The sequence below is a fragment of the Streptomyces sp. NPDC020965 genome (assembly GCF_044333555.1).
Classification (GTDB): Bacteria; Actinomycetota; Actinomycetes; order Streptomycetales; family Streptomycetaceae; genus Streptomyces.
Genome location: NZ_JBIRRE010000001.1, coordinates 1,505,677 through 1,521,156 on the forward strand (window position 1 = coordinate 1,505,677; position 15,480 = coordinate 1,521,156).

Below are 15,480 nucleotides of genomic sequence, written 5' to 3' on the forward strand. Positions count from 1 at the left end.
AGGGTGCTGCGGAACTCCGCCGTACGTGCCGCGTTCCCGAGCGCGGGCGAATCGGGGCCGTGCGACTGCCGCTTGAGGAGAGCGGATCTCCATTCCGCCACCCCGTGCCTGCCACCGTCCGGCCCCCGGGCCCCTCACACCCGCGCCTCCGTCAGTCGCTCCAGCACCGCCGTCACCGTCTCCTCCGGTGTCTGCGCGCTCGTGTCCAGCCACAGGCCCACCCTCGACGTCTCCTCGCGGAGCAGCCGGTCCAGGGTCTCGACCGTGAAGCCCGGGCCGTAGCCGGTCTTGGGGCGGGCCGCCTCGCGGGTGGTGACCGTCGCCGGGTCGGGGGCGAGGACCACGACGTACAGGGGACGGGTCCGGATCAGTGGGAGGTACGTGTCCAGTTCCGGGCCGATCACGATGTCCTGTAGCACCACCGTCCACCCCGCATCCGCGTACCCGTCCGCCGTCGCCGTGGAGAGCCGGTACCGCAGGCGCAGTTGCGCCAGGGCCTCCTCCTCGGGCGGGGAGCCCATGTCCACCCGACCGGAGACGATCATGCGGCGGAACGCGTCCCCGCGGACGTGTACGGATCGGGGCAGCCGTTCCGCGAGGGCCTGGGCGACGGTGGACTTTCCGGCCGCCATGACACCGGTGACGAGGATGACGGAGGAGTTCAACGGCTCGATCATGCGGCGACGCTACGTCCGTGGCCCACCGCCCTCAACCGGATTGGCGGCGCGGCACTCGACCCGCTCGGCCCCGCCCGGCCGGATCGTCCCGGCCGTCCCGCCCGTCGGCGCGCTGAGTAGGCTCCTCTCGTTCATGAGCGGTGAATACGAGCCACGGGGGGCTTGACTGATGATGCGGGCAGCGCACACGGAACGACCACAGCGGGACGATGATCGGCGGATCGGGCCGTACCATCTCATCGCCCGGCTGGACACGGCCGGCCCCGGCCTTCCGCCCACCCCCGAGCGGCGTTTCATCGCCCGTGGTGGCGGCAGCGCCCGGACCGTGATCGTCAGCGCACCCCTCGACGGCATCGACCCCCGCCGCTTCCTCACCGAGGCGCACAAGGCATACGAGACGTACGGGGCTCACGAATCACGCGAGGTGTACGGGGCGCACGCGGACCGTCCCCGCATCTCGCCCGTCATCGCGGTGTCGCCGGAGCCCGCCGACCCCTGGTACGCCTCCCCCTACCTCCCCGCGCTGCCGCTCCCCACCGCCCTCGCCGTGCACGCCGGCCCCCTGCCCGAATGGTCCGTACGGGCCCTGGGCGCCGCGCTCGCCGAGGCGCTCACCGGGCTCCACGGCGCGGGCGTCACCCACGCGGGGCTCTCCCCCGCCGCCGTACTCCTGACCGCCGACGGTCCCCTGCTCACCTGCTTCGGCGCGGCCCGCGCGGCGGCCCCGGACGGCGAACCCCGCCTGGGTCGGCCCGGACTTGAACCGGGCTGCCTGGCACCGGAGTTGGCGGCGGGCGGGCGCCCCCGGCCGCCGGGGGACATCTACGCCCTCGGGTCGGTCCTGGCGTACGCGGCGACGGGCCACACCGTCCCGGACCGCACCGAACTCCCCGACTCGCTGCGCTCCCTGGTCGCCCGCTGCCTCAGCCGTGACGCGGCGGCCCGCCCCACGGCGGCGGAGGTCCTGACCACGCTCACCGGCACCCCACCCGGGCCGGTGGACGGAAAGGGTTACGGGTACGGGGACGGAAACGCCCCCGTCGCGACCGTGCTGGACCCGGCCCCCGCCACCCGCGTCCCGCTGCCGTCCAGCCGGATCGTGGCGGCCATCGCCCGGCAGTCCGCCGATGTCCTCGCCACGGACATCGCACTCCCCTCGTCCCCCAGGATCTGACCGGTGCCCTCCCCTCTCTCCGCTCTCTCGCCCCTCTCCCACGACGACCCCGTCGCCTTCGGCCCGTACCTGCTGATCGCGCGGCTCGGCGGTGGCGGTATGGGCACGGTCTATCTGGCCCGTTCGGCCGGGGGCCGGGTCGTCGCCCTGAAGACCCTGCACGCGCATCTCGCCTCCGACTCCGCGTTCCGCACCCGGTTCCGACTGGAGACGGACGCGGCGCGCGTCATCGGCGGCCACCACGGCGCGGTCGTCGTCGACGCCGATCCGCTCGCCGAAACCCCCTGGCTGGCCACCGAGTACGTACTCGGCCCGCCGCTGGGCGACGCCGTACAGCTCGCCGGGCCGCTCCCGGAAGTCACCGTCCGCGCGCTGGGCGCGGCGCTCGCCGGGGCGCTCGGGCAGTTGCACGCGTCCGACGTCGTACACCGGGACCTCAAGCCCTCCAATGTGCTGGTGACGGCGTACGGGCCGAAGATCATCGACTTCGGTATCGCCCGTGCGGCCGGGGACGACCGGCTGACCCGCGTCGGTTCGGCCGCGGGCACCCCGGCGTTCATGTCCCCCGAGCAGGCATCCGGCCAGGAGCACGAGCCCGCGGGCGATGTGTTCGCGCTCGCCGGGGTCCTGGTCCACGCGGCCACCGGACACGGGCCGTTCGGTTCCGGCCAGCCCGCCGATCTGCTCTACCGGGTCCGTTACGCCGACCCCGACCTCAGCGGCGTCCCCGACGCGCTCGTACCGGTCCTGGCCCGTTGCCTCGCCAAGGAGCCCCGCGAGCGGCCCACCACGCAGGAGCTGGCCGCCCAACTGCACGATGGACGCGACGAGTTCGTCGACCACCTGCCCGACACACTCCTCGCCGAGATCGCCCGGCGCGCCACGGAGGTCTGGCGGTACGAACCCGCCCGGCGCCCCGCCCCACCCGAACCGCGCCCGCACTCGACCGTCGCGGCGGCCCTGCCGACGGCCGGGTTGAGCCGTCGTCGGCTCGCCGTCTCGGGCGGCGCCGCGCTCGCGGCGACGGCCGTCGGCGTCGGTCTGTGGTCCTGGCTCAGGAACCCCACCGACTCGGGTGACACCGTGGCCGCCCCCGGATCGCGGCCCGGAGGCGCCACACCGGACGATCTGCCGCCGCCCGCGGACAGCACCGACCTGCGGCAGGCGTGGCGGAAGAACCTGCGGAGCGAGACCCTGCTCCTCACCCCGCGGTCGGTCGGCGACACGGTCGCGATGATGACGGCCGACGGACTGCTCGGCATCACCCCCGCCAACGGCGAACGGCGCTGGCTCGCCGCCACGATCCGGAACCCCCGGCACGTCCACGCGACCGGGAAGACGATCCACGCCCTGGTGCCCGGCGGCTCCCACGGCCATCAGCTCTCGCTGCACACCGTGGACCCCACCAGCGGCCGGACCGCACCCACCACCTCCTTCGCCGCGTTCGACAAGCCGGTCCAGCGGGCCGCGCTGCTCCAGGTCTCGGCCGACACCGCCTACCTGGTCGCCGAGAAGAGCGCGCCGGGCGCCTCCGCCGCCGTACGGGCGGGGAGTTGGCACGTCCTGGCGGTCGGACTCGACGGCGGCCGGGAGCGGTGGGCTACACCGCTGCGCTCGTACGAACTCGACAGCCCGGACGACATGATCCTGTCCGCCGTCGTCGGCGACCGGCTGATCCTCTGCCGGAGGTCGGCGGACGGCGGCGCGCTGGACGTCTCCGCGCGCGATGCCCGTACGGGCGCGAAACTGTGGGAGACGGCGGTGCCCCGCGACCGGTCGGCCGAATCCCCCCGTACACCCGGCGCGCTCACCGTGGACGACCGCCATGTCTACGTCGGCGCGAGCCGGCTACAGGCGATCCGGGTCACCGACGGCGGCACCGCCTGGACCTTCGGAAAGGGACGCGCCCCCGGCTCGTACAGCGCTCCGGTGCTCCGGGACGCGATCGTCTACGCGGCCGAGCGGGACCAGGGCGTCGTCGCCGTGTCGGCGGCCGACGGCGGGCTCCGCTGGGAGGCGCGTACGGGCGACAACCCCGACCCCCGGGTCCAGCCGGCCGTCTCCGGGAAGTTCGTCTTCCTGATGTGCGACAGCAGTGTGCGGGCCGTCGAGCTGGAGGACCGCTCGGAGAGTTGGGCCTTCCAGTTGGCGTCCGGGAGCCTCTGCCTCCCGGAGACGGTGGAACGGCTGCTCCTCGCGGACCGCGCCTGGGTCACCGCGGTCCGGCTCGACTACAGTCCACCGCCCACCGGCTCTCCCTGACGACGATGACCGCGATGACCGCGATGACGGCGGGAGCGGTCCGTCCCGGCCACGGTCCACCGCGGACCGACTCCCCCTGACGACCACGGCGGGCCGTCCGCCGTGCGAACAACCACCACCCCCCGGGGGGCTCCCTGCGACGACAGGACGACGCCCCCGGGGTGAAGAACGAAGAAGGGCATACCCATGGACCCCCTCGGCCCCGGTGATCCGCTCCGGCTCGGCCCCTACCGCCTCGCGGGCGTGCTCGGTGCCGGCGGCATGGGGAAGGTGTACCTCGGCCACGACGGTCACGGCCGCCCGGCCGCCGTCAAGGTCCTGCTGCCCCATCTCACCGACGATCAACACCTGGTACAGCGATTCCTGCGCGAGGCCGAGGCCGCCCGCGCGGTCACCGGTGAGGGCGTCGCGCGGGTCCTCGCCGCCCAGACCGAGGGCGGTCGACCCTGGATCGCGTCCGAGTTCCTCGCCGGGCCGACACTGGAGGACGCGGTCAGCGCATACGGGCCACTGTCCCCGGACGCCGTCAGCGCGCTCGCCGCCTCACTCGCCCGGACCCTGGGGACCATCCACGCGGCCGGTCTGATCCACCGCGACCTCAAACCGGCGAACATCGTGCTCACCTCGTCCGGCCCGCGCATCATCGACTTCGGCATCGCCCGGCCCGAACACGGCCTCACCCTCACCACCACCGGACAGATCCCGGTGACCCCCGGCTTCGGCGCACCCGAACAGGCCCTGGGGCGGCGCGTCGGACCAGCCGCCGATGTCTTCTCGCTCGGCGCGGTCCTGGTGTACGCGGCGAGCGGCCACCGGGCCTACAGCGGCTCCCATGTGGCCGCCGTGCAGTACGAGGTGGTGCACGGGGAGCCCGATCTGAGCGGGGTACCCGGCGGGCTGCGACCACTCATCGCACCGTGTCTGGCGAAGGACCCCGCGGAACGGCCCACCCCGGAGCTGATACCCGCGGCCTTCGCCCCGCCGGTCGGTGCCGAACAGGCCTGGCGGCAGGGTCCGCTGGCCGGTGACATCGAACGGCGCGAGGCCGCCGCCCACCAGTGGACCCCCCTGCCGGAGACCGTCGTCGCCGCACCGGCGCCCGGTCGCCGCGGCCTCCTGACCGCGCTGGCCGCGGCGGCGGCCGTGGTGGGCGTCGGCGGTGGCACGGCCGCCTGGCTGATGAGTGGCGACGACAAGGACAAGGACGAAAACGAGGACGACCCGGCGTCGAAGTCGAGCGACCGGAAACCACCGGGCAGCAGGCTCTGGGGGCCGCTGCCGGTGGCGGACCCATGGAGCCCGCCCGCGTGCGTCATCGGCGACGCGCTGATCTTCGGGGCCAAGGACGGCGGCCTGGTCGCCCTGGACGTGACCGACGGCAGCAGGCTGTGGGCGGCCCCGAACGTCACCCCGTCGTCCGAGTTCCCACCGCTCCCCGGTGGTCTGGTGGCGGTGGCCGACGCGGCCGGCAAGCTGTACGCCTTCGACGCGGCCACCGGCGCGGAACGCTGGTCAACCCCGGCTGATGCCGCCCTGATCCTCGCGGTCTCGGAGACAACCGTCTACGTCCAGACCCGGGACAAGAAGGTACGGGCCGTCGACCTCGGCACCCGCACGATCCGGTGGACCGTCACCACCACATTTCCCAGCGGCTACGCCCAGGTGGGCGGGGAACGTCTGGTGCTCTACTCGGACAGCGGCGATGTGTCCGTGCTCGACACGGAGACGGGCGCCAAGGCGTGGAACCGCAACGGAGTCGGCGGGCCCACCACCGTACCGGCGCTGCGCGATGACATCGCCGTGCTCGGCGGACACGCGCTCGCCAAGGTGAACCTCGCCGACGGCCGGGAGATCTGGTCCGTCCCCACGGCCAGCCCGATGTCGAAGAACGCGGGGTCGTCCCTCTGGTGCTCGGCCACCCTGGAGGGCGAGTACCTGTACGCGATCGACGACACCACGCTCAACTGCCGCCGGCTGAGCAACGGGGCAAAGGTCTGGGAGTACGCGCTCCGGGCCCCGGCCGTCACCTACTACGCGCCGCAACTGGTGGGTGATGTCGTCTGCTCGGTCACCAGCACGGACGAGAAGAGCTTCGACGCCGTGGCCGTCGACAAGAAGACGGGAAAACATGTCTGGACCCACGGGCAGAAGAGCGCCAAATCCGTAAAGCTGACGGCGGGCGGAAAGCGGCTCTTCATGTTGCAGGCGGAACGGGTCACGGCCCTGTCCGGGGGCTGACCCCGGGAGCCGGGTTGATGGGATGAGTACGGGCTACCGGGGGTCCTGCCCGTACCCGTGCGGGCCCGGGGTGCCTCCGGTCGGTCCATTCGGTCCGGTCGGGGGCGGTCCATAGCCGGGATACGGGGGCGGGCCGTAGGGCTGCTGGGGCGAGAACGCGGCAGGGTCGGGCGCCGGTGCGGCTGCGGCACGCCGCCGCACCCGGACGATCGGTACGGCGACGGCCGCCCCGAGCAGCACGGCGGCCCCCACCCCGAGTCCGATCCAGAGCCCGCTGTCCTCGCCGTCGTCCTTCGCCGCGGCCGGAGCGGCCGAGTCGGCCTGCCCATCCGCCTTGTCTCCACTGGCCGGCTGGGATGCCTGGGGAGCGGGCGACTTGGGGGCTGCGGCGGCCAGATCCGGCAGGGGGTAGACATCGGCGGGGCCGGGGTCCCCCGGCGTCTTCAGCGCAACACGAGGGCGAACAACGCCGTATCCGATGAAGTCGGTGCGCTTCTCACCACTATGGGGCCCACCTGCTGTGTTGAGCATGACCCTCAGGACCTGATTGTTCGTCCACTCGGGGTGTTTGGACCAGACGAGAGCCGCGGAAGCCGATGCGAGAGCGGCCGCCGCGCTGGTGCCCTCTCCTTCGCACAACTTGGTCGGGCTGCAAGCCGATATCGCCTCGACGGCAGGTGCCGCGAAGTCGACCTGAGGCCCCGATTGCGACTTCTTCCACCACTTTATGCTCTTGTCGACGCCACCTACGCCGACCACTCCGGGGGTGGCTGCGGGATGCTCCGGCTCATTACCCGTGTGTGCGGTGTTACCCACTGCGGCGAAGATCAGCTTGTTCTTGGAGAGCGCGTACCGCACGGCCTGAGTCAGCTCCGTGGACCCCACACCAGCTCGCCCCATCGAGATGTTGATGATCCGAGCAGAAGAGTCCGCGGCGTAGCGGATGGCTTCGCTCATCTTCTGGGAGTACGCAGTTCGGGCATCCTGCCCGAACCTCTCCTCCTCGTAGGGCATCCGTATGGGCAGGATCTTGACCCCGGGAGCGAGACCCCAGGAACCCGTTTTCAGCCCCCGAGCGCCGGTCCCCGCAATCAGAGTGGCCATACCCGTCCCGTGGTCGGCGATGTCATTGTTTTCATCACCGTCCATTTGAGAGTAGTCCTTGCCCTTGAGGACCTGTCCTTTCAGATCGGGCAGCGTGTCATCGACACCGGAATCGATGAGAGCAACAGTGATCCCCGCGCCCTTGCCGATACGCCACATCTCGTCCGCCTTCATGGCGTCGAGATGCCATTGGTCAGAGCGCACCGTGTTCGCGTGGGCGGGAGTGGCCGCGATACCCACCAGCAGCAGTCCCAGTACCCCCGAGACGACGTTTCGGCGGTGGTTGTGAGGCGTGCTGCTGGTAGGCATCTGCTGTCCTTGACCTGTTTTCTCGGTAGGGAAGGGGTCAGTCGATCACAGGCGGTACGACCCTACGGCCGCCCTGCTGCCAGGTCTCTTCGTCCTCGGTCAGATAGTCCGGGCGCTCGCCGTTCTCATCGTTCTCCCGACGGGGGTTGGCCGTGTTCGCCCCTGCGGCGAACATTCCGCCCCGACCGGACTCCGCGCCTCGCACCAGACCGGACCCACCAGGGGTGAACGGACGTCCACCGCCCTGCCCGGACGGCTGGGCCGCACGGCCACCGACCACTCCCCCGGTCTCGGACGCCAGCCGACGGCCACCGGAGATACCGCTCTGTCCCACACCGCCCATGGGTCCGCCGCCGCCATACATGCCGGGCATCCCGGCCATACCGCGACCCATCTGCCCACGGGTGCCGGTGGTTCCCTCACCGCCGATCACCGTGCCACGGGGGATGGCACCCGCGGGCCGGCCCGTGCCCGGACCGGTGGTCCCCTGCTGCGCGACCGGGCGACCGCCAACGATGCCGCCTTCGCCGCGCGGCATCGGCATCCTCGGAGGGACCACGCCACCACCCGACACTCCGGGTGGGAGCAGACCGGACTTGGTGACAGGCGGGACCTTCCCGCCCGATCCTGAGCCCGGGCCGGTGCCGCCGCCATTGCCCTTGAGCACGGGCGGTACCACGCCGGGAGGCATGGCACTCGGGGTCATTTGCCCACCGCCACCACCGTCGGGCCTGCCGCCCGGCGGCAAGACACCGGGCGGGGCGACCGTCGTCGGGGCATCGGGTGTGACCACACTGTCGAGGCCCAGGCCGACCGTTGGGTCGGGAAGCGGCGGGAGCGGCTGGGTCGCCCCGGGCGGGGGCGTAGCGCCGTCGACGCGCGTCCCGCCTCCATCGGAATTGGTACGGATAGTCCCTTGAACCTCACCGGTGCTCCGGGGAGAAGTGGTTCCCGTGAAGGGCCCGCCACCGGTACCCCCGCCTCCGGGCTGCCCTTCGTACCTTCCGTAACCCCGGTCCTTTTCGGAGTATCGCCACTCGCCACCCAGAAGGCTCGCAGGAGGCGGAAACGTCGGCGGCTCCAGCTTGTTGATCTGCTCGCCGGACTGCGTATACGTCTGACCGAGCTTCCGCAGTCTGTCCACACTCGCCAGTCGGGCCGCCTCCATGCCCGCCTGCGCGAGGTCCATGTCCGTCCGGGCGTCCTTCGCCGCGTCCTTCCCGGCGCCAGGGTCGTGCACCGCCGCGAAGTGTGTCTTCTTCGCGGTGCCGAGGTCGCTCTCCGCCGTCGCGGCCGACTTCTGAAGGTCGCCCAGGCCGGACTGTGCCTCGGCGATGGCCTGGACGACGTCGTCCATCCACCTGCCGGCCTCCGCGGAGTAATCCCCCAGGCGCAGCGTGGCGTTGGCCGTCTGACTGCCCCAGTCCTTGAACGCGTCGGCGCCCTCGCCCTCCCACTTGACCAGCGTGACGCGGAGCTTCAGCTCGTTACCGATCTTCTGGAGGGCCTCGGCGGCCGTCTTGAGCCGGGCCGAGGCCGTCGACGCGGTGTCTCTGTTGACCGGTGTGAGCAGCGCGAAGAGCTGCTCCTGAGTCATGGATTCGAAGGGCGTCCTGCCCGCGGTCGGCGTTCCACCACCCGGCTTACCCATTGAGTACCACCCCCGTGATCTCCGGCTGCCACTTCACTAGATGTCTCCCTGACCAGCGGCGCCGGAGCCGGCCGCCTGATCCTTCGAAGTGCTGTTCACATCCGCGTTCGGATCGCGCCGTCGGTCGTACCGGGCGGCGATCTGCGCGTTCAGCCCCTGCATCTGCGTCTTGATGTCGTCGTCGATGTTCTGGTAGCCCGCCTGTGAGGCGTGGATCGCCAGCTTCATGCTCTCGATCTGGAGTCCCAGGACCTTCGACAGGTTCTGTAGCTCTTCATGGACCCGGTTGTACGACGCGTACAGGAACTCGGCCTCCTGGAAGCCCGCGCCGCCCAGGCTGGCCTGCTGGAGCCGGCCCTCGGCGACCTTCCGGTGTTCGGCGGGGGACTCGTTGAACTCGATCAGTAGCTGGTCGACGCGGTTCTTGAAGTTGTCCATCTCGCCGAGTTCGACGAGCAGGTTCTTGACCGCGCCGGCCGCCGCCGCGACGGCTCCGCCCACGCCCGGCACCAGACTGAACGCGTCGAACGGCCCCACCCCGTTGTCCTCAGCCACGCACGCCTCCCCGTTGAAACACACATACGAGGATCACTCTAGCGAGCACCACTGACAGCACGCATCCTTAGATTGCGTCCGCAATGGGCGTCTTAGCGTCAGGAATTGGGGAGGGCCACCGCTGCCTGGGGCCTGATCGGAAGGCGGTTGATCGGGCGGCCCGTGGCCGCGCGTACGGCTCCGGCCACCGCGGCTGGGGAGGTGACCACGGGGACCGCGCTCGCCGGCTTCGCCCCGAAGGGCGCCACCACATCGCGTTCCTCGACGAGTTTCACGATGCGAATGTCCGGGGCGTCGAGCGAGGTCGGGAGCGCGTAGCCGGTGAGGTCCGGGTGGCGGACCAGTCCGCGGGCGGTGCGGAGGTTCTCCGTCAGGGCCGTACCGACGCCGAGCGTGACGCCCGCCTCGATGCGGCTGGCGAGCTGCGCCGGGTTGAGCACCCGGCCCACGTCCTGTGCCACCGCCATCTCCACCACCCGGATCGAGCCCAGTTCGATGTCGACGTCGACCACCGCGCGTACGGCGCAGAACGCCATGCCCACGAAGGCGTCGCCCTGGCCGGATTCGTCCAGGGGTTCCGTCGGGTGCGGGCGGCACTGGGCCGTCGCCCACAGTTCTTTGCCGTCGAGTTCCTCCATCACCGTCGTGGAGAGCACACCGTCGTACGACGTGATCTTGCCGTCGGTGATCTGGAGCAGCTCGGTCGACATGCCGAACTTGTGGGCCAGTGGCTGGAGCAGTTGGGTGCGGACCATTTTGGCCGCGCGTTCGACGGCGCCCCCGGAGACCCAGGTGTGGCGACCGTGGGCGGCGGGCCCCGCCGGTGGCTGGTCGGTGTCGACCGAGGCGACGTGGACCTCTTCGATGCCCAGGGTCTCCTGGACGATCTGCCGGGCCAGGGTGGTGAATCCGGAGCCGGTCTCGACCGCCGCGCAGATCACGGTGGCGACGCCGTCGTGGACCTTGACCGTCGCCGTGGACACCTCGTCGGTGCCTTCGGCACCGAGCATATGGACCATGCCGAGGGCATATCCGACGCCCCGGCGCACCGCGCCCGGTTCGCCCGCGCCCTCCGGGCCGCCGGGGAGGAGCCAGTCGTCCTCCGGCGAGTCCTTGGGCAGGGGCGGTAGCGGGTAGTCCCGTACGGTCTGGAGCAGTTCGGCGACCGGGGCCGGGCAGGTGACCGTCTGGCCGGTGGGCAGGATGTCGCCGGTGGCCAGTGCGTTGCGCAGCCGGATCTCGGTGGGGTCGATGCCGAGTTTGGCGGAGAGCTTGTCCATCTGGGCCTCGTACGCGGCGCACACCTGCATGGCGCCCTCGCCGCGGACATGGCCCGACGGCGGGTTGTTCGTCCGCACCGCCCAGCCCTCGATGAAGGCGTGCGGGACGACGTACGGTCCGCAGGCGAAGGCGACGGCCGCCGCGAGGGACTCGGACGAGTCGTCGGCGTACGCGCCCGCGTCCAGCAGCAGTTGGGCCTCGACCTTGACGAGCCGGCCGTCGGAGTCCGCGTGGTGGCGGTAGCGGAGCAGGGTGGGGTGGCGGTGGGCGTGGCCGAGGAAGGACTCCTCGCGGGTCGCCGTCAGTTTGACCGGGCAGCCCGTCTTCAGCGCCAGCAGGCCCAGCGGGAGCTGGAAGCCGGGGTCCTCGCGGTCACCGGTCGCACCGGGGACGCCCGTCACGACGACCTTGACCCGGCCGGGCTCCAGGCCGAAGCAGGCGGCGGCCAGGTCGCGGTCGGTGTGCGGGTCGGTGGAGGCCACGTACAGTTCGACGCCGCCGTCCGGGCGGGGTACGGCCAGGCCCGCTTCGGCGCCGATGGGTGCCGGGTCCTGGCGGCCGATCCGGTAGAGGCCCTCGACGACGACGTCACCGGTGATGTCCGGGTCGCCGTAGCGCAGCGGGATGTGGCGGATCAGATTGCCGTCGGGGTGCAGGGGCTCGGCGGCGAATGCCTGCTCGGGGTCGGTGACCGGCTCCAGCGGCTCGTACTCGACCGCGATGGCCGCCGTGGCGAGCCGGGCGGTGTCGGGGTGGTCGGCGGCGATGGCGGCGATGGCCTCGCCGTGGTGGCGGACGGTGTCCGAGGCGAAGACGGGCCGGTCGGCGATGCGCCGTCCGTAGGCCGTGTCTCCGGGGATGTCCTCATGGGTGACGACGGCCCGTACGCCCGGCATCGCCAGCGCGGCCGATGTGTCCACGGAGATGATCCGGGCCCGGGGGTGCGGGGAGCGCAGAATGGCCGCCCAGAGCAGGCCCTCGGCCCAGAGGTCGGAAGCGTACGGGAAGGTGCCCTCGGTCTTGGCCCGTGCGTCGGCCGGGGGGAGCGAGGCTCCGATGCCACGAGTCGGCTGCTCGGACTGGTGGTTACCGGGCGTACCGGTCGGCCGGGGCGTCGCGGTGGTGGCCGCGTCGTTGGTCACGCCATGCCTCCGTCATGCGGGTGGGGCTGCACACTACCCGCACCGGGGGGCGCCTGGTGCGGGATGCGGGCTTCGGGAGTGGTGTCGGCGGCTGCCGCGCTCGCCTCGCGCTCGGCGACCACGTCCCGTACGGCGTCGAGCACTCCGCGGTAGCCGGAGCAGCGGCAGAGGTTGCCGCAGAGCGCCTGGCGGGTCTCCAGCTCGCTGGGCTTGTGGTTGCCCTCCAGCAGGTCGTGGACGGTCATCGCCATGCCCGGGATGCAGAAACCGCACTGGACGGCACCGCAGTTGGCCAGGGCGCGCTGGACGTCGGAGGGTTCGCCGTCGGTGGCGAGTCCCTCGACCGTACGGACCTCGGAGCCCGCCGTGGTGGCGGCGGGGACCAGGCAGGAGGCAACGAGCCGGCCGTCGACCTGGACGTTGCACGCGCCGCACTCGCCCTGGGAGCAGCCGTCCTTGGCGCCGGCGAGGCCGAGGCGCTCGCGCAGCACGTAGAGCAGCGATTCACCGATCCAGGCGTCGGTGACGGGCCGGTCGGTGCCGTTGACGCGCAGGACATAGGAGGTGGGGGGGTGTTCGTCGATGACGGTGGGGAAGGGCTGGTCGGCGGGGTCCGGCTGCTGCTCGGGCTCCGGCTGCGCCGGTGGTTCCGACGGTGCCGGGTCCGCTGATGACTCGACCGGGTCCGCCGACGGCTCGGACTCGGGCTGTCGCTGTGCGGGCTCCGGAGCCGTTTCGGGCGCCGGTCCGGGGGTCGCCTCGGGTTCGGTGTGCTCCTCGGGGCCCTCGGGGGCGTACTCCGCCACGGGGTCGTCGTCGGCCGGTGTCTCGGCCACGGCGGTGTGCTCGACCGGGGGCTCCGTCGTGGGCCGGGGCTCGGCGGGCTCCGGGTCCGGTGTCCGCGCCTCGTCCACCGGTGGCGCGGCGGGCGCATCGGCGGCGGGCGCGGGGGCGTCCGGGGACTCCGGAGGGGTCACCGGCGCCACGGATTCGGCCGGCTCGACCGAAGCGCCCGGTCCCTGAGCCTGGACCGGTCCCTGAGTCTGGCCCTGGTGAGGGTGGTGCGGTCCCTGAGTCTGGCCCTGGTGAGGGTGGTGCGGTCCCTGAGTCTGGCCCTGATGGGGGTGGTGCGGTTCCTGAGTCTGGCCCTGATGGGGGTGGTGCGGTTCCTGAGTCTCCTGGGGTTCCCGCGATTCCTGCGCTTCTCGCGGTTCCTGGTGCTCCTGCGGCTCCGGTGCCCAAGGCGCCGCCGCCCCGCCCGGCAGGGTCGCCGGGGGTTCGGTCGCCCAGGGCGCGGTGGCGCCCCCGGGCAGGGTCGCGGGGGCCGAACCCCACTGCGACTGGAGCATCGCGGTGGTGAATTCCCCCGACTCCTCGGGCAGATCGCCACGCGCCACCGGGATCGTCCACTGGCCCGTCACATCGGACCCGGGGGACGCCGGCGGACCGGGCCGCTCGGCCTCCGGGAAGACCCACTGGGCGGTGTCCTGCTGAACGGTGTCCTGCTGGGCGCCGCCACGCCGGCCCGCGCCCCGGTGGTCGCCGGCGTGCTGGTCGGCGGTGCCGTGATCCCCGGCGTGATGATCGGCGTGATGATCGCGGGCCCGCTGGTCGGAACCCAGCGCGAAACCCTGCTCCTGATACCCACCGGAATGGGGAGCGTGCGGGTCCGAATGGTGCGCCGGGCGCGCGGAAGCGTTCTGGGGGTGGAGGTGGGACTCGTGGTGCGCCGCGCCCCGGGCGTCCGGGTGTGCGCCGTTCCGCGCCCCCATGTCCTGCGCCGGGTAGGGGTAGCCGGCGTGCGCGTCCGCGGCCGGGGGCTCCCCGTGCGGACCCGCCGACGGCTCCGGCCAGCGCCGCTCGTCCTCCGGGCGCGCGGGCCAACCACCCGTCGCCGACGGGTCGGCGGGCGTCAGCGGATGGATCATCGGCGGCACGAAACCGTGCCCCGGCGCCTCCAGCGGCGAGGCGTGCGGCGCGTCCCCCGGGGGGAGCTGCACGAACGCCGTGGCGTCGTGGTCGTAGTCACCCTGCGGCGTCTGCTGCCAGCCGCCGTGCGGGTGCGGGTGGTCCGGCGTCTCCCGGGGGTGCGTACCGCGCCCCCGGTTCTCCTCGTCGCTCATGACAGTGCCCTCCCCAGTGCCCGTCGGGCCAGCGCGGCGACCGTGCGCCGCAGATGCAGTACGGCGGGCGGATGGACCGGCTGTTCCTCGCCCTGTGGAGCCGGCGGCGGATCGGGGATGCACGCGGTGGCCACGTACTCACCGAAGGCGGTCAGCGCCTCGGCGGCGAGCCCGCGCGCGCCGTCCCAGTCGATCAGCGAGGCGATCCACCGCTCCGCCTCCATCGGGCGCAGCGGCATCGGCGCGATGGCGCCGACGGCGCAGCGCACTCCGCGCCGCCCCGGGTCCAGTACGACGGCGACCGATGCGGTGGCGCGGCCGGGTCCGGTGCGCCCCGTCGCCTTCAGGAAGACCTGTGGCGCGTGCAGCAGCGGAACGCGTACGTAGCCGATGAGTTCGGCGGGGCCGAGCAGTTCGCGGCCCGCGAGCAGGTGGGAGACGGGGATCTCACGGCGGGCGCCGCCGGGGCCCGCGATGATCAGCTCCGCCTCCAGGGCGGCCAGTACGGGCAGCGCGTCACCGGTCGCGGCGGCGGTGGCGATATTGCCGCCGAGGGTGCCGGCGTTACGGATCTGGGGCGGGCCCGCCGCGCGCGCGGAGGCGGCCAGCGCGGGGATGAGGGCGGCGAAGTCGGGCCGCCCCATGCGCGCGTGGGTGAGTCCGGCGCCGAGGAGGGCGTGCCCGTCCTGGTAGCGCCAGCCGCGGATCTCGTTGATGCGGCCGAGTCCGACGAGCCCGGCCGGGCGGAGTTGGCCCCTGTTGACGGCGGCCATGAGGTCGGTTCCACCGGCGACCGGCACGGCCGCCGGCATGGCGGTCAGCACCGCCACGGCCTCGTCGAGCGAGGTCGGCAGCGTCACCGACCGCGATGTCTGCGGTGCCTGTGTGGTCACCCAGCCGCCCCTTCCCGGTGTCCGGCGATCCCGCCTGTGTTGCCGTACCGTACGTGCTCACAGCGCGGACG

10 protein-coding genes are annotated in these 15,480 nt (G+C 72.5%); 3 read left to right on the top strand and 7 right to left on the bottom strand.

The features are described 5' to 3' along the window. Positions 1-134: 134 nt before the first annotated feature. Positions 135-677 (bottom strand): AAA family ATPase, encoded by a 543-nt coding sequence (locus tag ACH4S7_RS06540; RefSeq protein WP_398519915.1) that lies wholly within the window; start codon positions 675-677, stop codon positions 135-137. A 169-nt stretch (positions 678-846) separates the two neighbouring features. On the opposite strand from ACH4S7_RS06540, the gene ACH4S7_RS06545 reads away from it, so the two are divergent. The 3 genes from ACH4S7_RS06545 (at position 847) to ACH4S7_RS06555 (ending at position 6,351) form a co-directional block, all read left to right on the top strand. After that, on the top strand, positions 847-1,851 hold the full coding sequence (locus ACH4S7_RS06545) for a serine/threonine protein kinase (RefSeq protein ID WP_398519916.1): 1,005 nt from the start codon (positions 847-849) through the stop codon (positions 1,849-1,851). 3 nt (positions 1,852-1,854) lie between these two features. Then, positions 1,855-4,113 carry a protein kinase gene (locus ACH4S7_RS06550; protein ID WP_398519917.1) on the top strand — a complete coding sequence of 753 codons (2,259 nt, stop codon included), beginning with the start codon at positions 1,855-1,857 and terminating at the stop codon, positions 4,111-4,113. Between the two features lie 186 nt (positions 4,114-4,299). Then, entirely contained in the window at positions 4,300-6,351 is a 2,052-nt protein-coding gene (locus ACH4S7_RS06555) for a serine/threonine-protein kinase (protein WP_398519918.1), read from the top strand. 33 nt (positions 6,352-6,384) lie between these two features. On the opposite strand, the gene mycP is transcribed toward ACH4S7_RS06555, so the two are convergent. The 6 genes from mycP to ACH4S7_RS06585 form a co-directional block, all read right to left on the bottom strand. Next, on the bottom strand, positions 6,385-7,764 hold the full coding sequence (mycP, locus tag ACH4S7_RS06560; protein WP_398519919.1) for a type VII secretion-associated serine protease mycosin: 1,380 nt from the start codon (positions 7,762-7,764) through the stop codon (positions 6,385-6,387). A 37-nt stretch (positions 7,765-7,801) separates the two neighbouring features. Further along, positions 7,802-9,361: a WXG100 family type VII secretion target gene (locus tag ACH4S7_RS06565; RefSeq protein WP_398519920.1), complete on the bottom strand. Its 1,560-nt coding sequence runs from the start codon at positions 9,359-9,361 to the stop codon at positions 7,802-7,804. 90 nt (positions 9,362-9,451) lie between these two features. Then, positions 9,452-9,970, bottom strand: coding sequence for a hypothetical protein (locus ACH4S7_RS06570; RefSeq protein WP_398519921.1), 519 nt, complete (start codon positions 9,968-9,970; stop codon positions 9,452-9,454). A gap of 98 nt (positions 9,971-10,068) precedes the next feature. Then, positions 10,069-12,393, bottom strand: a complete 2,325-nt coding sequence (locus ACH4S7_RS06575) for a xanthine dehydrogenase family protein molybdopterin-binding subunit (protein WP_398519922.1) — start codon at positions 12,391-12,393, stop codon at positions 10,069-10,071. Then, entirely contained in the window at positions 12,390-14,516 is a 2,127-nt protein-coding gene (locus ACH4S7_RS06580) for a 2Fe-2S iron-sulfur cluster-binding protein (protein ID WP_398519923.1), read from the bottom strand. Before ACH4S7_RS06580 ends, ACH4S7_RS06575 begins: the two co-directional genes overlap by 4 nt. Continuing rightward, positions 14,513-15,409, bottom strand: coding sequence for an FAD binding domain-containing protein (locus ACH4S7_RS06585; RefSeq protein WP_398519924.1), 897 nt, complete (start codon positions 15,407-15,409; stop codon positions 14,513-14,515). The genes ACH4S7_RS06580 and ACH4S7_RS06585 overlap by 4 nt, the downstream gene beginning before the upstream one ends. Between the last annotated feature and the right edge of the window lie 71 nt (positions 15,410-15,480).